Origin of the sequence: Peribacillus sp. FSL M8-0224, from assembly GCF_038003055.1 — a bacterium.
Taxonomy (GTDB): Bacteria; Bacillota; Bacilli; order Bacillales; family DSM-1321; genus Peribacillus; species Peribacillus frigoritolerans.
In genome coordinates this window covers 5,269,210-5,288,794 of the sequence record NZ_JBBOOJ010000001.1, presented here as the reverse complement: position 1 = coordinate 5,288,794, position 19,585 = coordinate 5,269,210, and the positions used below count along the sequence as shown (strand labels likewise).

The following is a 19,585-nucleotide window of genomic DNA, read 5'->3' as shown; positions in this document are numbered from 1 at the left end:
TTAGGTGGATGAGATGGTATTATTAGGGGCTTTGGTGAATGGTGCCTGCATTTTAATCGGCTCGATTTTAGGAAGGTTTTTACAACGTATACCTGAAAAGATTAAAGAAACGGTCATGAGCGGTATCGGGTTAGCCGTGATGGTTTTAGGTTTGCAGATGGGGTTTAAAAGTGATAATTTCCTTGTTGTCATTTTAAGTATTGTCGGCGGGGCGGTCCTCGGTGAATGGATGAATCTTGAGGGCAGGCTTAATTCTTTAGGCAATTGGATTGAACGCAGGATGAAAGCGAAGGAAGGAACCTCGATATCTCAGGGGTTTGTAACGGCTACGCTCATATTTGGGATTGGGGCGATGGCCATTATCGGTGCCCTGGATAGCGGTATCCGGAATGATCATGACGTTTTGATAACAAAAGCGATAATCGATGGATTCACAGCACTTGTCCTCGCCAGCACGCTAGGCATAGGGGTACTTTTTTCAGCATTTCCGATCATTCTTTATGAGGGATTCCTGGCGGTTTTTTCAAGGCAGATCAATACGATGATCCCATCTGCATTAATGGATTCCTTCATATTGGAAATGACGGCAGCTGGTGGAGTCATGATTTTGGCGATTGGTTTGAATATTATCGGTGTCACCAAAATCAGGGTGGCGAATCTGCTTCCGGGCATAATGATCACTGCCATTCTGGTTACTTTCATGTATTATGTATAAAAAAAAGGAAGGGGCTGGCCCCTTCCTTCTTTTTTATGAAAAAACCGATCAAAGGGTTTTTTCTTGCTTGAATGACCATGTGAAAGGAGTGATGGAAGGTTTTATTGGATAATGATTTTGCGCTTCATAAATCCCCTCGGCAATGGTTTTGGCCATTTTTAGCACAAGATTAAGACGCGTGTTCTGCAAGACCATGAACTCCATGAATCCACTTACATTCACGATTCCTGTAATATGGGCATTTCCGACTGAAGGAAGATCTTTATTGACCCCGGCACCCGGCTTAACTGGTCCCTGGCCGATCTGAACGATGCCGACGCTTTTCATTTTCCCCAAGCAAGCATCGATTCCGACTATAAAGGCATTGGCATGCAGCTTTTTAATTTCATTTAATTTTTCCTGTAAATTCATCGCATGTATAGGGTCATCCAGAGTACCATAAACATGGAATGAAGAAGAACTGTTTTCAGCCTTTTCACTAAGCAGAGTGCCGACAAGTGGTCCGAGTGAATCGCCTGTGGAACGGTCTGTGCCTATGCAGACGATGACGATTGGTTGAAGCTTTCCTGTTGGGAGGAGGTTGATTAATTCCTGGGAAATTTGTTTGGATGCATCCGTATCTTCATGCAGGATGCGACTTAATCTATTTTTATTATTATTAAATAGACTAGAATTCAGATTCATCGGCTCAACTCCTTTACTTTATTTGGTATTACAGTATACGGATAAAAAGAGGAAAATATACGGTATTTAACATGATGGGTGAGGGAATTTTTTGCAAAACATGCAAACAGGTGAAGGGGATATGAATCGACGTTATCCTCTACCAATTGCTTTCATCTATACTTTCTAGTAAATAATCATTTGAATGTTCGGGAAAAAATTTCTAAATTCTATTAACTATATACCCATAATTTTTTTGTACAGAAACCATTATTTATTGATAAAATAGAGAAAATCTCTCTATTTCATGGTTACCTCCATGCATGGAGGGTAGAGGAATACGTCGAAGATATAATAGTTTTGCTGTTATTTGCATTAGGCAGGAGGAAAATATGGATCGCATTTATGATAACGTTGCAAAAGAGATATTGGATGAAAAGATATGGCTGCTGATGGGGGAGGGCATTATTAAAATCTTCCTTGTTCTGCTGTTATCGCGTATTATTATTACAATAGGAAAGACTATTCTGAATAAATTTTTCAAAGCACGTTTAAGAAGTCCTATTCGGGTAACGGAACGCAGGGAAGCGACACTCATTAAATTGCTGGAAAATATCATTACCTATGTCATCAATTTCATTGCCTTGTTGATGATTCTGGAGATTCTTGGTCTTCATGTAATGCCATTACTCGCTGGTGCAGGTGTTCTCGGTTTGGCCATTGGATTTGGCGCACAAAGTTTGGTCAAGGATATAATTACCGGGTTTTTCGTTATCTTTGAAGATCAGTTCTCGGTTGGGGATTATATTAAAATCAATACTTTTGAAGGGGAAGTCATTGAAATCGGGCTTCGTACGACGAAAATTAAAAGCGGTGCAGGTGAATTGCACTTCATACCCAACGGCAGCATCATCCAGGTTACGAATTATTCCATTTTAAATAGTGTGGCAATAGTTGATGTGACCATACCTAACGATGGATCGACTGAGCGTGCTGAGAAGGTGCTGATTGATCTTTTAAACAGTATGGAAGGCAAATACGAAGCCTTGATCAAGGCTCCTGAATTTTTGGGAATTGAAAAAATCAGTCCTGAAGAAATCGTCTTTCGGATTAAAGCGGAAACAAAGCCGATGCATCACATTGAAATCAGTAGGATATTAAGAAAAGAAATAAGTGCTGCACTTGATGCAAGTGGGATTAAATCTACGTACAATGGCAGCGAGTCATAGGAATTGGGGGGCTCATGATTATGGAAGAAAAGGAATTTGCACTTAAGGATATTGTGGAAATGAAGAAACCACATCCCTGTGGAGTGAATAAGTGGAGAATTATACGGCTCGGAATGGATATCCGGATAAAATGTGAAGGATGCGGCCATAGCGTGATGCTGCCTCGACGTGAATTCGCGAAGAAAATGAAAAAAGTTCTGCAAAAGCATGAGGAGTGATCATGCTTTTTTTTTGGGAGTGAAAGTAGTCCGGCGTTTCTCATGATTTACTTGTCTTTTTAGGAAGCGAAATCTATAATTGGGAAAGGTTTAGGTAATTGGATGGTCTTTATAGAAGATCAGTCCTTTTCCCATATGTACGAATCATCTTGAAGGAGTGAAATATAAATGGCTTTAACAGCTGGTATAGTCGGTTTGCCTAACGTAGGTAAATCCACTTTATTTAATGCAATAACTCAGGCAGGTGCGGAATCTGCCAACTATCCTTTCTGTACGATCGACCCGAATGTAGGGATTGTGGAAGTGCCAGATCACCGTCTGCAAAAATTGACTGAATTGGTAAAACCGAAAAAAACGGTTCCGACAGCATTTGAATTCACGGATATCGCCGGGATCGTAAAAGGAGCAAGTAAAGGAGAAGGATTAGGTAATAAATTCCTTTCCCATATCCGTCAAGTGGATGCAATTTGTCAAGTCGTCCGTTGCTTTGCAGACGATAACATTACCCATGTTTCCGGAAAAGTAAATCCAATCGATGATATCGAGGTCATCAATCTTGAATTGATCCTTGCCGATTTGGAATCTGTTGTCAAACGCATCGACCGTGTCGGAAAAATGGCCAAGCAAAAAGATAAAGCCGCTGTAGCAGAACATGAAATCCTTGTGGCTTTAAAAGAAGCATTGGAAGATGAAAAGCCTGCACGTTCCGTCGAGTTTACCGAAGAACAGCAAAAAATCGTGAAGGGCATGCATTTACTTACAGCTAAGCCGACGCTTTACGTGGCGAACGTGAGCGAAGATGAAGTGGCGAATGCTGACGATAATGAATATGTACAGCAAGTTCGTGAATATGCCGCTAAGGAAAATGCCGAAGTAATCGTGATTTGTGCCAAAATCGAAGAAGAAATTGCAGAGCTTGAAGGTGAAGAAAAGGAAATGTTCCTATCTGAACTTGGCATCGAGGAGTCAGGTCTAGATCAGTTGATCCGTGCTTCTTATAATCTGCTTGGATTGGCAACATACTTTACAGCTGGTGTACAGGAAGTGCGAGCTTGGACATTCCGCAAAGGAATGAAAGCCCCTCAATGTGCCGGCGTCATTCACACGGACTTCGAACGCGGTTTCATCCGTGCCGAAACGGTATCTTATACCGATTTACTTGAAGCGGGCAGTCATGGTGCCGCAAAAGAAGCGGGTAAAGTTCGTTTGGAAGGAAAAGAATACATCGTTAACGATGGCGATGTTATCCATTTCCGTTTCAACGTATAAGAATCAAAGACCCTACCATTCCATATGTAGGGTCTTTTTTTTAGACTTAAATCATTAGATTACATTTAATTGTAATAAGTCGAACCGTTCGTTGCAAAGCCTCTTTAACTATGCTATAATTTTATCTTGTGAGTAATTATAAATAATTGCTCCTTGCCCAATTGGGCCGCTTAGACCAAAAGGAGGTGACAGTGATGAGAAAATACGAAATTATGTATATCATCCGTCCAAACATTGAGGAAGAAGCTAAAAAAGCTTTAGTTGAACGTTTCAACACAATCCTTTCTGATAATGGTGCGGAAGTAGAAGCAAAAGAATGGGGTAAACGCCGTCTTGCATATGAAATCAATGATTTCCGTGATGGTTACTACATGCTTCTTAAAGTTAACGCTGAAAGTGCTGCGATTCAAGAATTCGATCGTCTAGCTAAAATCAGTGAAGACATTATTCGCCACATGGCTACTAGAGAAGAAGTATAATTCGATATTTAATATAAATTCTAATCTTGTTTCACATGAAACAAGCTTGAAACCTAGGGGTTGATTCTGATGATGAATCGCGTAGTTTTGGTAGGACGCTTAACTAAAGATCCTGAATTACGATATACACCTAATGGAGTTCCCGTAGCTACCTTTACTTTAGCTGTGAACCGTAGTTTTACGAATCAGCAAGGTGAACGTGAAGCGGATTTCATTAACTGTGTAGTTTGGCGTAAACCGGCAGAAAATGTAGCTAACTTCTTGAAAAAGGGCAGTTTAGCTGGCGTGGATGGACGTGTCCAAACACGTAATTATGAAGGACAAGACGGCAAACGCGTATATGTGACGGAGATTCTGGCTGAGAGCGTTCAATTCCTTGAACCACGAAGCAGTTCAGCGGGTGAAAGAAATGAAGGCGGTTCTTACGGTGGGGGTCAAAGAAGTTATGGCAATAATAACGGAAATGACAACAATTCGTATGGACAAAATCCTAATCAGAATCAACGGAGCAATAACAACTACACTCGTGTAGATGATGATCCATTTGCAAATGACGGTAAGACAATCGACATTTCAGATGACGATCTTCCATTTTAAACAGCCGTTTGAAATGAAAATTCAAAATGCAGGGAGGGAAATTTATTATGGCAATGGGTGGACGTAAAGGACGCGGTAAGCGTAAAAAGGTTTGTTATTTCACATCTAACGGAATCACTAAAATTGATTACAAAGATGTAGATCTTCTTAAAAAATTCGTCTCAGAACGCGGTAAAATTTTACCACGTCGTGTAACTGGCACAAGCGCTAAATATCAACGTAAATTAACGATTGCTATTAAACGCTCACGTACTATGGCATTACTACCATATGTATCTGGTGAATAATAAATTGGCACATTGAGGAGCAATCCTTAATGTGCCTTTTTTAATAAGTTGTCACTTATGCCTGTAAACCGCTGAATGGCGTTTTTTTTATTTCAGAAGAAATTTATCCGGGTGTTTTCCTCAGAAAAAATAATCATATCCCAAAAAAGACTGTGATGTTTGAAATATCCTGGCCGTAACGGATACAATATAAAGATGGAGATAAGACATCAATCATAACAGGGGGTGAAATAAAGATGAATAGCGGGAGACGAATTGCCGAGGGCGGAGCACTTCTGGCACTATATTGCATTTTATTGTTCATCACCATTCAAATCCCACTATTGGGTATTTTCACTACTTTCTTTTTACCCATTCCATTCATACTGGTCACAATCAAACAAAAGTTATCGTGGAGCCTTGGTTACTTATTTGTAGCCTCGTTATTGTCGATCCTCATCGGGACGATATTGTCTGTACCGCTGACCTTGCTCATGGGGGCAACGGGAATTGCGATCGGCTATTTTTTGAAAAAGGACAAACCGATGGCACCTATGTTCATAAGCGCAGTCCTTGTCTTCCTGGGAGGCATTTTATTAATATATGCAGCTTCAGTGTTGATAACGGATGTTAATTACATAGAGGAATCGATGAACATGGCCGAGGAGTCCCTTGAAAATACAATCGGCATCATGGATTCTTTTGGACAGGCACCGACGGAACAAGTCCAAAAGCGGATGTATGAATCGATCGATATGATGAACACGCTGATGCCAAGTTTGTTCGTCTTGATGTCCGTCATCATGGTTTTATTGATTTTCTTTGCAGCGCATCCCATTGTGAAGAGGTTCAGTGATAAGGCGTTAAAGTGGCCTCATTTTCGGGATCTGCGACTCCCGAAAAGCCTTTTATGGTATTATTTAATTACGATGCTTCTTGCTCTTTTTGTGAATACGGACAAGAACAGTTTTGTATATATGGCCATAACGAACCTATTTTTCATACTGCAGTTCTTCATTTTATTACAAGGATATTCCCTGATATTCTATATCGCTCATGTTAAGTCATGGGTTAAGGCGATACCTGTTTTAATTGTGGTTTTTTCTTTGCTTCTGCCGATTCCGATTATAACGACGGCCGTCCGATTTTTAGGTATAATAGATTTAGGCTTTCCTTTTAGGGAGACAATCAAGAAAAAGGAATAGAAGACTTTTTTGTAAAACAGATGCTTTTAGGAGCTGAAACTATGCCATCTTATTTGAAAGAATACTCGATTAAGTCCCCATTGTATGGGGTGCTGGCCGCAGTCGTTTTACTTTTGGGCGTACTGGCTTATTATAATTGGGTTATTGCACTTGTTGGACTTTTGATTCTTGCTGGTTTATTTTATTTAACATTAAGAATGGTAGAAAAAAAGCAACGGAAGACAGAAGAGTATATAACGACTTTATCCTACCGTTTAAAGAAGGTGGGCGAGGAAGCGTTATTGGAAATGCCGATTGGGATCATGCTCTTTAATGAGGATTATTACATTGAATGGACCAATCCATTCCTGGCTTCTTGTTTTAGTGAAGACTCCTTGGCAGGAAGATCGCTATACGATGTTGCGGACTCGATAGTACCGTTAATCAAGCAAGAGATCGAGACAGAGACACTTACGCTCCACGATCGGAAATTCAAGGTGGTCCATAAGCGTGATGAAAGGCTTCTTTACTTTTTTGATGTGACGGAGCAAGTGGAAATTGAGAAATTATATGAAGATGAGCGAACGGCAATTGCGATCATTCTTCTTGATAATTATGATGATTTGACACAGGGTATGGATGATCAGCGTAAAAGCAGCATTAATAGCTTGGTTACCTCACTTCTCGATAAGTGGGCAAGGGATAATGGCGTTTTCTTCAAACGGGTTTCCTCGGAACGATTCATCGCTGTCTTTAATGAGCATATCCTTCAGCAGCTTGAAAAGGGGAAATTCTCGATTTTGGATGAAATCAGGGAAACGACGGCCAAGCAAAATGTACCACTTACCTTGAGCATCGGGGTCGGCTCGGCCGTATCATCCTTGCCGGAACTAGGTACGCTTGCCCAGTCCAGCTTGGATCTCGCTTTAGGGCGGGGCGGTGACCAGGTGGCCATAAAGCAAGCGAATGGAAAAGTGAAATTCTATGGCGGCAAAACCAATCCGATGGAAAAACGCACGAGAGTCCGTGCCCGTGTGATTTCCCATGCATTGAAGGATATAGTCCTTGATAGCGATAAAGTCATTGTCATGGGCCATAAAAACCCGGATATGGACGCAATCGGTTCAGCGATCGGCATCTTGAAAGTTGCCCAAATGAATGAACGTGAAGGCTATATTGTCATAAACACCCAGCAGCTCGACAGCAGTGTCCTTCGTTTAATGGAAGAGATCAAAAATAAAGAAGAGCTGTATGCCCGGTTCATAACACCTGATGATGCATTAGAAATGATTACGGATGAGACCTTGCTGGTTGTGGTCGATACCCATAAACCTTCCATGGTGATTGAAGAGCGGTTATTGAATAGAATCGATAAGGTTGTGGTCATCGACCATCATCGGCGGGGTGAGGAGTTCATCAAGAACTCATTGCTCGTCTATATGGAGCCATATGCATCTTCAACGGCAGAACTTGTGACGGAACTGCTTGAATATCAGCCGAAACGCTCAAAAATTGATATGCTGGAGTCGACGGCGCTTCTTGCAGGTATCATCGTCGATACGAAAAGCTTCACCTTAAGAACAGGATCACGTACTTTCGATGCTGCCTCTTATCTAAGGGCGCATGGAGCTGATACGGTACTTGTCCAGAAATTCTTAAAAGAAGACGTGGACACCTATATCAAACGTTCGAAGCTCATTGAAGAAGTCATCTTTTATAAAAAGGGAATTGCCATTGCCGCGGCAAAAACCGATCAGGTTCATAATCAGGTGCTCATTGCTCAGGCTGCGGACACCCTATTGACGATGGATGGCGTTGTCGCTTCCTTTGTAATGGCTAAGCGTTCTGATGATACGGTGGGCATAAGTGCGCGTTCTCTTGGTGATATCAATGTACAGGTGATCATGGAAATGTTGAATGGAGGCGGACATCTAACGAATGCCGCCACTCAACAGGTATGCTCCATTGATGAAGCCGAAAGTCGATTGAAAGCAGCTATTGATGAATATTTAGAAGGGGGATATAAAGAATGAAAGTGATATTTCTTAAAGACGTTAAAGGTAAAGGGAAAAAAGGGGAAGTTAAAAATGTTGCGGATGGTTATGCACATAATTTCCTGCTTAAACAAGGATTGGCCGTTGAAGCAAATAATTCAAATGTGAAAACTCTGGAAGCACAGAAAAATAAAGAAGAATCACTTGCAGCAGAAGAGCTGCAGCAGGCTGAAGAATTGAAAGTGCAGCTGGAGAAATTAACGGTTGAACTATCTGCCAAAGCCGGTGAGGGCGGGCGTTTATTCGGTTCCATCACGACTAAACAAATTGCATCTGAGCTTCAGAAAAAACACGGTATCAAGGTTGATAAACGTAAAATGGAGCTTGCTGAAGGCATCCGCACTTTAGGGCATACAAAGCTTCCAGTCAAGCTTCATCCTGAAGTCACTGCGACACTGACAGTGCATGTGAAAGAAATTAACTAATTTTAGCTGTTTCATATCTGTGAAAAATTGATAAAATAGAGATAGACGAAAAATGTGATTGGGCACGTTGTCCTTTCACTTTTTTCTTTTTTACTAGAAACATATAAAAGGTATCCTCTTAGAATGGGAGGTTTTAAGATATGATAGAACAATTTCAGGATAGGATTCCACCTCAAAATATAGAAGCCGAACAGGCTGTGCTTGGAGCCATTTTTCTTGAGCCCTCTTCATTGACCGTTACATCGGAAGTTTTGATTCCAGAGGATTTTTATAGAAGCTCTCATCAAAAAATCTTTAATGTGATGCTTAAATTGAATGACGAAGGAAAAGCTGTCGATTTGATTACGGTGACAGAGGAATTGGCTGCGACAAAAAACCTTGAAGAAGTTGGCGGGGTTTCTTATTTAAGTGAATTGGCCGGATCGGTGCCTACCGCGGCCAATATTGAATATTATGCCCGCATCGTCGAGGAGAAGTCATTGCTGCGCCGTTTGATCCGGACTGCGACGAACATCGCTCAGGAAGGCTACAGTCGCGAGGATGAGGTCGAGGAGCTGCTCGGTGAAGCAGAAAAAACGATCATGGAAGTGGCCCAGCGTAAGAATTCCGGGTCTTTTCAAAATATTAAGGATGTATTGGTTGCGACTTACGATAACATAGAAATTTTGACTACCCGTAAAGGGGATGTCACGGGAATACCGACAGGGTTTGCTGAACTAGATCGAATGACAGCGGGGTTCCAACGTAATGACCTCATCATAGTTGGTGCCCGTCCTTCGGTTGGTAAAACCGCTTTTGCATTGAACATCGCTCAAAACGTTGCGACCAAAACGGAGGAGAATGTAGCGATTTTCAGTCTTGAAATGGGTGCAGAGCAGCTCGTTATGCGTATGCTCTGTGCTGAAGGGAATATCAACGCCCAGAATTTACGGACAGGTTCCTTAACTGATGAGGATTGGCGTAAACTGACGATGGCGATGGGAAGCTTGTCGAATGCCGGCATTTATATCGATGATACGCCAGGTGTCAGGATTGGTGAAATCCGTTCAAAATGCCGTCGTTTGAAGCAGGAACATGGCCTTGGCATGATATTGATCGATTACCTGCAGTTAATTCAAGGCGATGGCCGTTCAGGCGACAACCGTCAGCAAGAGGTATCCGAGATTTCACGTTCACTCAAAGCGCTGGCTCGTGAACTTAAAGTGCCCGTCATCGCCCTTTCCCAGCTATCGCGGGGAGTGGAGCAGCGTCAGGATAAGCGCCCGATGATGTCTGATATCCGGGAATCCGGGAGTATCGAGCAAGATGCTGATATCGTCGCATTCTTATACCGTGATGATTATTATGATAAAGAATCCGAGAATAAAAATATCATTGAAATCATTATAGCGAAACAGCGTAATGGTCCGGTGGGCACGGTTTCGCTTGCATTCGTAAAAGAATATAATAAATTCGTTAATCTCGAACGCCGCTTCGATGATGATTCGATGTCTCCCGGCGCATAGGGGACTGCCTGCCATTCATGCAATGGCGGGCTTTCTCTGTTTCAGGAAAAAGAAAGGCCCTAATGATAATAGAAAAAGAAATCAGAGGGTACAATAATGTTTGACAATCCTAAAAAAACCGGAAAGAAATTTCTCATATTTACGAACAAAGAATTTTTTAAAAAGTGTATTGTTCGGATTTTGTATTGACTTCCAGTTTGGATTATTGATAAAATAGGTTTGTTTGATAAGAACCGGTTAATGATCGGTATTACGTGAACCTTTGGAGGTGCTTTATTCAGATGTCATCAGTTGTAGTAGTCGGTACACAATGGGGAGACGAAGGTAAAGGTAAAATAACAGATTTTCTATCCCAGAATGCGGAAGCCATCGCTCGTTATCAAGGTGGGAATAATGCAGGGCATACAATTAAATTTAACGGCGTTACCTATAAACTGCATTTAATTCCGTCAGGGATTTTTTATAGTGATAAGATTTGTGTCATTGGAAACGGTATGGTAGTTGATCCAAAAGCTCTTGTAGAGGAGCTTGCTTATTTACATAGCCATGGGGTGAGTACGGATAATCTTCGTATCTCGAATCGTGCACATGTCATTCTTCCTTACCATATCAAATTGGATGAAGTCGAAGAAGACCGTAAAGGCGCCAACAAAATTGGAACGACTAAAAAGGGAATCGGCCCTGCATATATGGACAAAGCTGCTCGTAACGGAATCCGCATGGCAGACCTTTTGGACCGTGAAATTTTCGAGGAAAAATTGTCTCAAAATCTTGTCGAAAAAAACCGTATGTTCGAACGTTTCTATGAAACGGAAGGTTTCAAAATCGAAGATATCTTGGAAGAATACTATGAGTACGGACAACAAGTGCAGAAATATGTATGTGATACATCCGTTGTATTGAATGACGCACTTGATGAAGGAAAACGGGTATTATTCGAAGGAGCACAAGGTGTCATGCTTGATATCGATCAAGGAACATACCCATTCGTCACTTCTTCCAACCCGGTTGCAGGTGGAGTTACAATCGGTTCGGGTGTAGGTCCTACGAAGATCAACCATGTGGTTGGAGTATGTAAAGCATACACAAGCCGTGTGGGCGATGGTCCTTTCCCTACAGAATTGCATGATGAAGTCGGTAACCAAATCCGGGAAATTGGCCGTGAATATGGTACAACTACAGGCAGACCGCGCCGTGTAGGCTGGTTTGACGCTGTTGTCGTTCGCCATGCTCGCCGTGTCAGCGGGATTACCGATTTATCATTGAACTCGATTGACGTATTATCAGGTCTTGATACGGTCAAAATTTGTGTGGCCTATGAATACAAAGGCGAAATCATTCATGAGGTACCAGCGACTTTGAAAGCGATTGGCGAATGTAAACCAGTCTATGAAGAGCTGCCAGGCTGGTCAGAAGACATCACAGGCTGCAAATCATTGGATGAGCTTCCAGAGAACGCTCGCCACTATGTAGAGCGCGTATCTCAATTGGTAGGCATTCCTTTGACCACTTTCTCTGTCGGTCCTGACCGTAACCAAACAAATGTCGTGAGAAGCCCTTGGCGTCTAGCGTAATTCATGAAAAAGGAGCTGGCTTTTTTTGCCGGCTCTTCTTTCATTTTTAAGATCGATGCATTATATGTCACGTTCGGGAGGTCCGGGATACCGAGTGAATGTGGATAAAAACTATAGGGAAAATAAAAAAAATAAGAAAAAAATAATTTTATTTCAAAAAACTATTGCCTAAACTATAAGAACCATGATATTATCAAAAGCGTCGTCACAATAGAACAAGCCATTAACAAGCTGCAGATGGTAAGTTAACATCCAGCAAAGAAACATTTCATTAGAACGAGCCATTAGCTCAGTTGGTAGAGCATCTGACTTTTAATCAGAGGGTCGAAGGTTCGAATCCTTCATGGCTCACCATTTTTTTCGGCCCATTGGTCAAGCGGTTAAGACACCGCCCTTTCACGGCGGTAACACGGGTTCGAATCCCGTATGGGTCACTTCTTTATATATATGCTTTACTGGTCCCGTGGTGTAGCGGTTAACATGCCTGCCTGTCACGCAGGAGATCGCGGGTTCGATTCCCGTCGGGACCGCCATTTTATTTTTATTCTAAAATAGAATATTTGGCTCAGTAGCTCAGTCGGTAGAGCAAAGGACTGAAAATCCTTGTGTCGGCGGTTCGATTCCGTCCTGAGCCATCCTTGTATAAACGCCTTTCCTTTAGGGCGTTTTTTTGTTATGCGTCTAGAGGATTCTGAATGAAATCTTGTAATAGATTGTTAACGTTTTGTAACATACCATTTTCGGCCAATTCGGGATATAACCCTCTTTTACCCTTGCTGGGCTTAGGCCCACTCCTTTTTCTGCAGTTTATTGAACTGTCCCCATTACCATATCTATTGGTACAAGTTGTCACCATTTATACAGTTCTATTACATTATGAAGTCTGTTTCTTGTTTTTTTTCTTAATATGGTAGAGTTATGAGTGATAAAAATCATTATAGAAATCAGTCATAAGTATCTGGATATTTAAATTGGACTAATAAATCTCAAATAAATTTGATTAGTTTCTTAATTGGTGACTGAGCCGTTAAGGAGGACAATATATGTTTAGCTCAAAAGGCAAGGGGATCATCCTGTTGATGGTTTCCGTCATTTTGGTGCTTGCGGGCAATCGGGTAACTGCTGCTGGGATATCGGAAACTACAACCATACAGCATGTTTATCTTAACGATGAGTTCGTCGGCAGTGTAACGGATGAAACGGAAATCGAAAACATCGTAGCCGAAAAGGTAGAGGAAGCACAGGAAGATTATCCTGATTTTACATTCGATAAGGAGACACAGCTGAAGTTCGTACCTGAAGAGGTATTCGATGAAGATGTTAAAGAGGATCAGGCTGTTAAGGGAATTCAAGATCAGTTGAATGTGAAGGCCGAGGCGTATGAAATCGACATAGATAACCAGGCGGTCGCTTATGTTGCGTCAAAGGAAGATGCAGAGGATGTTCTGGAGAAAATCACTTTATTATATGTAAATGAAGAGGAATACGCTGAATACGAATCAGGTAAAAAAGAAAGTGAAAAAGAAGCCGATTCGTTAAAAGAGCCAGGAAGCAGAATTCTCGACATCGAATTTTCACTTCCCGTTACGTTTAAAGAGACAATGGTATATCCAGACGAAATCAAGAGTGTCGATAAAACCCTTTCCATGATAGAAGAAGGGAAGGAAGAAACGACGATCTATGAGGCTAAGGAAGATGAAGATCTTGAAGCCATTGCCACTAGCCATGATATGGACCTGGATCAACTGCTGGAGCTGAATCCGGGACAGGATGAGGACAAAGGTGTTAAAGAGGGCGAGCGTCTCTATGTGACCCAGCGTACCCCCTATGTGAACGTAATGGTAGAAAGAGAAGTATTAAAGGAAGAGAGGATTCCTTTTGAAAAGAAAGTGAAGGAGGATGACGAACTTCCAAAGGGCGAACTCATTACTGAACAAATGGGGAATGAGGGGATTCTTGCGTTCACCTATAATGTATCTGAAACAAATGGAAAGAAAATCAGTGAGTCGATCGTAAAAAAAGAAGTCACGGAAGAAGCTAAAACGGAAATCACCAGAAAAGGCACCAAGGTCATACCTTCACAGGGCAGCGGTACATATTCATGGCCTGCAGATGGGGGCTATATTTCCAGTAAGCAGGGCCAGCGCTGGGGGAAACTTCATAAAGGTATCGATATTGCACGGCCAGCCACCATGACCATAACTGCAGCAGATCATGGGATAATCGAAACTGCCGGGAATTCCGGAGGATATGGAAATAAGATAACGATCAATCATAATAATGGGTATAAGACAGTGTATGCCCATTTGGATTCAATAGATGTAAAAGCGGGACAGAAGATTGAAAAAGGCATGAAAATTGGCATGATGGGTTCAACAGGTCACTCGACCGGTGTCCACCTCCATTTTGAAATATATAAAAACGGGTCCCTCGTTAATCCGCTAAACTATATAAGTCAGTAATCGATGGAAGTCTTCGAAAATTATTCGAAGACTTCTTCTGCTTCATTAATAGATGAGAATAATAGGAAAAAGGTGATTTAATGCCTATAAAATGATAAAGTAGAATAGAGACAATTTGCTTTCATTCCAGTGTTCAGCCCCTTTTATTGGGTATATATATGTAACTTTGCTGAAACTAGGTTGCGAAGCTTTGTGCAAGCAGAAGGAAAAGTGAATAAGGTCCCGGATAAGGACACGGTTTTTAATAGATTCAGTTCAGTTATTAAAAAGGAGATAAGTACATGGATAAAAAGATTCTGGTAGTGGATGACGAAAAGCCAATTGCTGATATATTACAATTCAATCTAAAAAAAGAAGGCTACGAAGTTTTTTGTGCTTATGATGGCAATGAAGCCCTCAAAATGGTGGAAGAACGGCAACCTGATTTGATTTTACTTGATATCATGCTGCCGCAGCGCGATGGGATGGAAGTATGCAGGGAAGTAAGGAAGAAGTATGAGACGCCGATCATCATGCTAACGGCAAAAGACTCGGAGATAGATAAGGTGTTAGGATTGGAGCTTGGTGCAGACGACTATGTGACAAAGCCATTTAGTACCCGGGAAATAATTGCCCGCGTTAAGGCGAACCTTAGACGTCAGCAAGCTGTTCCGGTTCCCGATCAAGAAAATGAACCGAAGGAAATTACGATAGGCACGCTCACTATCCATCCGGATGCCTATGTGGTATCCAAGCGTGGCGATACGATAGAATTGACGCATCGTGAATTTGAGTTGCTTCATTACTTAGCGAAGCACATCGGTCAGGTCATGACAAGGGAGCACTTATTACAAACCGTGTGGGGCTATGATTATTTTGGTGATGTGCGGACGGTCGATGTAACGGTCAGACGTCTTCGTGAGAAGATTGAAGACAATCCAAGCCATCCTGGCTGGATTGTAACTAGAAGAGGGGTCGGTTATTACCTGCGTAACCCTGAACAGGAGTAGTTTCTATGAAAAAGGTTGGTTTTTTTCGCTCAATTCATTTTAAATTTGTTCTGATTTATGTACTGCTCATTTTCGTGGCGATGCAAATAATCGGGGTATATTTTGTTGGGGAATTGGAAGAAAATCTTGTCGGGAACTTTACGAAATCAATAAAAGGTCACGTTAACCTGCTTACCTACAGTATTGGTGAAGAAATGGAAAAAGAGAGGGGAGAGGAAGATCCGACCCTCGAAGAAGCGATTGATGCGATATTGAAAGACCGGGATAATTCATCGAATGATATTTCGGAAGTACGTGTCATCGACACCCGCAGCAGACGCGTGATCGGAACTTCAGCCCGAGGTAACCAGGATATTGTAGGGAAGAAGACGACAGAGGTCCTCATTAAGAATACGCTCACTTTTGGAAAAGAAGATAGTGATATATTTCGCGATAAGAAAACAGGCAGGCGGCTCTGGGTCCTTTCGACACCCATTGAAGCAAATGGGGAGGTCATTGGCGCCGTCTATGTAATAGCCGAGATGGAGAATGTCTTTGAGCAGATGGATGAAATCAATAGCATCTTCATGACGGGTACGGCCATCGCTCTGGTCATTACGGCCATCTTGGGGATCCTGCTCGCACGAACGATCACTAGACCCATGTCTGATATGAGAAAACAGGCCCTTGTGATGGCAAAAGGGAATTTCTCCAGAAAAGTCAGGGTATATGGCGATGATGAAATTGGCCAGCTTGCCGTCACTTTCAATAATTTGACCAAAAAACTCCAAGAGTCACAATCAAGCACAGAAGGAGAGCGGCGAAAGCTATCATCTGTCCTTGCCAATATGACGGATGGCGTAATTTCAACGGACAGGCGCGGTCGGGTGAACTTGATTAATGAACCGGCGGCACAATTATTGAATGTCTCGAGTGAAACCGTCATGAACCAACCGATCATTGAGGTTTTGGGTCTTGAAGAAGAATATAAATTTGAGGATTTACTGGAAGAGCGAGAGTCCATTATCCTTGATTACAGCAAAAAAAATCATCCTTTCGTTTTGAGGGGGAACTTTTCGGTCATTCAAAAGGAAACGGGATTCGTTAATGGTTTGATCACTGTTTTGCATGATATAACAGAGCAGGAAAAAATCGAGAGCGAACGCAGGGAATTCGTTGCCAATGTATCACATGAACTGCGAACTCCGCTAACGACGATGAGAAGTTACCTGGAGGCGTTGGCTGAAGGTGCATGGAAGGACGAGGAAATCGCTCCATCGTTTTTAAGTGTGACCCAAAATGAAACGGAGCGAATGATCAGGCTTGTTAATGATCTGTTACAGCTTTCGAAAATGGACAGTAAAGATTATAGGCTTAAAACAGGCTGGGTGAATTTCAATAAATTCTATGACCACATCATCGATCGTTTTGAAATGTCGAAAAATGATGACATCACGTTTAAGCGTGATTTGCCGAAGGAAGCTTATTTTGTGGATATTGATGAAGATAAAATCACCCAGGTTCTCTATAATATAATCTCCAACTCATTAAAGTACTCACCTGAAGGGGGTCAAGTGACTTTCCGCGTCAGGGCATCTGATGGCTTTATCATTGTGAGCATTACAGATCAAGGAGTGGGTATCCCGAAAAACGTCATTGATAAAATATTCGACCGCTTCTACCGTGTGGATAAAGCAAGGGCCCGTAACTTAGGCGGGACAGGGCTTGGTTTAGCGATTGCAAAAGAGATGGTCGTGGCGCATGGAGGGAAAATATGGGCGGAAAGTGTGGATGGAAAAGGAACTACCGTGTTCTTTACACTTCCTTACGAACAGGAAGAAGAGGATGATTGGTCATGAATTTTGAACGTGCAAAAAGTATAATACTGATTATTTTGGTTGGGACAAGCATATTTTTGACATGGAGCATTTGGACGTACGAGCCTGAGTATGATCCATTTGAACAATCGTCGGAATTCATAAAGATTAAAAGCGATGTCCAGATTGTCAGTGATGTCATTAAACCAGTCAGTATCCTTTTCCATGGCAATGGGCAGCATTTCCAGACTTCCAATCCGGCAGAAATCAATGAAATGGAAAAAGAATTTTCGCAATGGCGTTTTAGAGGCATAAAAGAGATATCCGTAAACAGGCTGCAAAGGAAATTTGACGATTTTGTCCATGAAGATGGATCGATTGAAATCGAATTTTCCGATGATATTCCCATCTCTCTTTATAAAACGGTATTGAATATAACGGATAAGGAAGTGCCTGAATTTTGGTTTGATCGAATCATCATTAAACAAAAGAACATCAGTGGTAATGAATCTGCCGTTTATTTTGTTTCTTACGATCAGAGGAAGATTTATCAAGGTATGGTCGACTCTAAAAAACTAAGGAATTTCATGGATTCATTTTATCGGGGTTCTTACGATAAGCACCCTGAATACACGGCCGAAACGATAAACAGCAAAAGGACGCTGTTCGTCCCGGAAAACCCAGTGGAGATCAATAGACTTGAATATTATATCGACTATTTGGATATTGGAGACCTTAAAAGCGCTCTATTTATTAATCCGAAGTATGTACGACAGGAACCCGTTTCGGTCGGTGAGGAATACACGGATGGAACAAGACTGATGACGGTCAATAAAGACAATTACCTAATTTCTTATATCAATCCGGCACAAAAGAGCAAGTCATTTGGCAGTTCCAGTGACCTTTTGCAAAAAAGCATTGATTTCATCAATGAACATGCAGGTTGGGAAAATAACAATTACCGCTTTGCCTATATGTCGGAGAATGAACAACGAGTGGTATTCCGCTTATTCGTGAATGGTTATCCGGCCTTCAATGAATCTGGAATGACGGAAATCGAGCAAATTTGGGGGAAAGAAGAAATTTATAGCTATGACCGTCCATATTTTAAACTTGATTCAGTCCTCCCGTCAGTAGGATCGGCAAAGACTTTACCAAGCGGTAAAGAAGTAGTGAATCAGCTGAAATCGAAAGATAATGTCGATTTCAATAGCGTGGAGGACATCTCGATAGGCTATAGATTGGATAAATCCCTGGATTCCAAACTTGTAACTCTAGTTACACTCGAGCCCACTTGGTATTATCGTATCGGCGATAAATGGTTTATTGTGCCTTTTGATGACACGGGAGGCGATCGAAGTGGATTGGAATAATACAAAGTCAATTTTCATCATGGTTTTCTTCGTTTTGAATATTTTTCTTCTTTATCAATTCCTGGAAAAGATTAATGACTCCCAATATGAAAGTTTCACGGAGTCCACTACGGAAGAACTGTTGAAAGAAGATGAGATTTCAATAGAAACCCAACTTCCGAAACAAAAGTTGAAGGATCAATTCCTGATTGCCCAAAGCAAGACTTTCGAGAAGAAAGATATTCAGCACCTGAAAAATCAAAATGCAAAAATCATCGATGATAAGAAGCTTGTTGGTACATTTAAAACACCGGTTGGCATGAAATCGGAAATTCATGCTGCAGACCTTGATATATTCCTGAAGGAGTATATATTAAATGGAAATGAATATCATTTTTGGAGCTATGATGAAATCAGCCAGACCATCATCTGCTATCAAGTGGCAGATAAAAAGATGTTTTTTAATAATAGTAAAGGGAAGGTCACTCTATATCTGAACAAGAAGGGTGAAATCGTTTCCTATGAACAGATGTATTTAGAGGGGATCGAAAAATTCAATAAACCTAAAGAATTGGAATCTGCTATAACTGCTATTGGAGCATTGTATGACAATGGTGATATTGATCCCAAAAGTAAAGTCACGAATGTAAAATTGGGATATTACAATTCGCTGCAGACGACATCTGTGTCACATTTACTTGTGCCAACATGGTGGGTGGTCATTGATGACGAAACGGATCTCTTCGTGAATGCTTTTGATAAAGAGGTCATTGAATTGAATACAGAAGAAAAAATACTGGAGTGAGTA

Annotated in this window: 18 protein-coding genes and 4 tRNA genes; 21 read left to right on the top strand and 1 reads right to left on the bottom strand. The window is 41.5% G+C overall.

Annotated elements, in window-relative coordinates:
* Nucleotides 1-13: 13 nt before the first annotated feature.
* Nucleotides 14-715 (top strand): DUF554 domain-containing protein, encoded by a 702-nt coding sequence (locus MKX49_RS25725; protein WP_340878244.1) that lies wholly within the window; start codon nt 14-16, stop codon nt 713-715.
* A gap of 48 nt (nt 716-763) precedes the next feature.
* Here the strand turns inward: MKX49_RS25725 and yyaC are convergent, their stop codons facing one another.
* Entirely contained in the window at nt 764-1,399 is a 636-nt protein-coding gene (gene yyaC, locus MKX49_RS25720; protein ID WP_053536995.1) for a spore protease YyaC, read from the bottom strand.
* A 371-nt stretch (nt 1,400-1,770) separates the two neighbouring features.
* Here yyaC and MKX49_RS25715 point away from each other — a divergent pair, with 371 nt between their 5' ends.
* From MKX49_RS25715 to MKX49_RS25620, 20 genes are all read left to right on the top strand, one after another.
* On the top strand, nt 1,771-2,607 hold the full coding sequence (locus MKX49_RS25715; RefSeq protein WP_048687973.1) for a mechanosensitive ion channel family protein: 837 nt from the start codon (nt 1,771-1,773) through the stop codon (nt 2,605-2,607).
* Between the two features lie 20 nt (nt 2,608-2,627).
* On the top strand, nt 2,628-2,825 hold the full coding sequence (locus MKX49_RS25710; protein ID WP_034316158.1) for a DUF951 domain-containing protein: 198 nt from the start codon (nt 2,628-2,630) through the stop codon (nt 2,823-2,825).
* A 168-nt stretch (nt 2,826-2,993) separates the two neighbouring features.
* A complete protein-coding gene (ychF, locus tag MKX49_RS25705) occupies nt 2,994-4,094 on the top strand; it encodes a redox-regulated ATPase YchF (protein ID WP_034316156.1) in 1,101 nt (366 codons plus the stop codon).
* A gap of 194 nt (nt 4,095-4,288) precedes the next feature.
* Nucleotides 4,289-4,573, top strand: a complete 285-nt coding sequence (rpsF, locus tag MKX49_RS25700; RefSeq protein ID WP_034316153.1) for a 30S ribosomal protein S6 — start codon at nt 4,289-4,291, stop codon at nt 4,571-4,573.
* 69 nt (nt 4,574-4,642) lie between these two features.
* On the top strand, nt 4,643-5,170 hold the full coding sequence (gene ssb, locus MKX49_RS25695; RefSeq protein ID WP_034316149.1) for a single-stranded DNA-binding protein: 528 nt from the start codon (nt 4,643-4,645) through the stop codon (nt 5,168-5,170).
* Between the two features lie 47 nt (nt 5,171-5,217).
* Nucleotides 5,218-5,457, top strand: coding sequence for a 30S ribosomal protein S18 (rpsR, locus tag MKX49_RS25690; protein ID WP_034316147.1), 240 nt, complete (start codon nt 5,218-5,220; stop codon nt 5,455-5,457).
* Between the two features lie 236 nt (nt 5,458-5,693).
* Nucleotides 5,694-6,641 carry a YybS family protein gene (locus tag MKX49_RS25685; protein WP_048687977.1) on the top strand — a complete coding sequence of 316 codons (948 nt, stop codon included), beginning with the start codon at nt 5,694-5,696 and terminating at the stop codon, nt 6,639-6,641.
* Between the two features lie 41 nt (nt 6,642-6,682).
* Entirely contained in the window at nt 6,683-8,653 is a 1,971-nt protein-coding gene (locus MKX49_RS25680) for a DHH family phosphoesterase (RefSeq protein WP_034316142.1), read from the top strand.
* Entirely contained in the window at nt 8,650-9,099 is a 450-nt protein-coding gene (gene rplI, locus MKX49_RS25675) for a 50S ribosomal protein L9 (RefSeq protein WP_034316140.1), read from the top strand. Before MKX49_RS25680 ends, rplI begins: the two co-directional genes overlap by 4 nt.
* 140 nt (nt 9,100-9,239) lie before the next feature.
* Entirely contained in the window at nt 9,240-10,604 is a 1,365-nt protein-coding gene (dnaB, locus tag MKX49_RS25670; RefSeq protein ID WP_034316139.1) for a replicative DNA helicase, read from the top strand.
* Nucleotides 10,605-10,885: 281 nt separating this feature from the next.
* Nucleotides 10,886-12,178, top strand: coding sequence for an adenylosuccinate synthase (locus MKX49_RS25665; protein ID WP_034316136.1), 1,293 nt, complete (start codon nt 10,886-10,888; stop codon nt 12,176-12,178).
* A 278-nt stretch (nt 12,179-12,456) separates the two neighbouring features.
* Nucleotides 12,457-12,532: transfer RNA gene (locus MKX49_RS25660), tRNA-Lys, on the top strand.
* Between the two features lie 8 nt (nt 12,533-12,540).
* A tRNA-Glu gene (locus MKX49_RS25655) sits at nt 12,541-12,612 on the top strand.
* Between the two features lie 23 nt (nt 12,613-12,635).
* Nucleotides 12,636-12,711: transfer RNA gene (locus MKX49_RS25650), tRNA-Asp, on the top strand.
* Nucleotides 12,712-12,740: 29 nt separating this feature from the next.
* A tRNA-Phe gene (locus MKX49_RS25645) sits at nt 12,741-12,813 on the top strand.
* Between the two features lie 408 nt (nt 12,814-13,221).
* Complete coding sequence (locus MKX49_RS25640) at nt 13,222-14,640, top strand: peptidoglycan DD-metalloendopeptidase family protein (RefSeq protein WP_340878243.1); 1,419 nt, start codon at nt 13,222-13,224, stop codon at nt 14,638-14,640.
* A 281-nt stretch (nt 14,641-14,921) separates the two neighbouring features.
* Complete coding sequence (yycF, locus tag MKX49_RS25635) at nt 14,922-15,629, top strand: response regulator YycF (RefSeq protein ID WP_034316131.1); 708 nt, start codon at nt 14,922-14,924, stop codon at nt 15,627-15,629.
* Between the two features lie 5 nt (nt 15,630-15,634).
* Nucleotides 15,635-17,467 (top strand): cell wall metabolism sensor histidine kinase WalK, encoded by a 1,833-nt coding sequence (gene walK / locus MKX49_RS25630; protein ID WP_340878242.1) that lies wholly within the window; start codon nt 15,635-15,637, stop codon nt 17,465-17,467.
* Nucleotides 17,464-18,798 carry a YycH family regulatory protein gene (locus MKX49_RS25625; protein WP_340878241.1) on the top strand — a complete coding sequence of 445 codons (1,335 nt, stop codon included), beginning with the start codon at nt 17,464-17,466 and terminating at the stop codon, nt 18,796-18,798. The genes walK and MKX49_RS25625 overlap by 4 nt, the downstream gene beginning before the upstream one ends.
* A complete protein-coding gene (locus MKX49_RS25620) occupies nt 18,785-19,582 on the top strand; it encodes a two-component system regulatory protein YycI (protein WP_340878240.1) in 798 nt (265 codons plus the stop codon). The genes MKX49_RS25625 and MKX49_RS25620 overlap by 14 nt, the downstream gene beginning before the upstream one ends.
* The last annotated feature ends 3 nt before the right edge of the window (nt 19,583-19,585 follow it).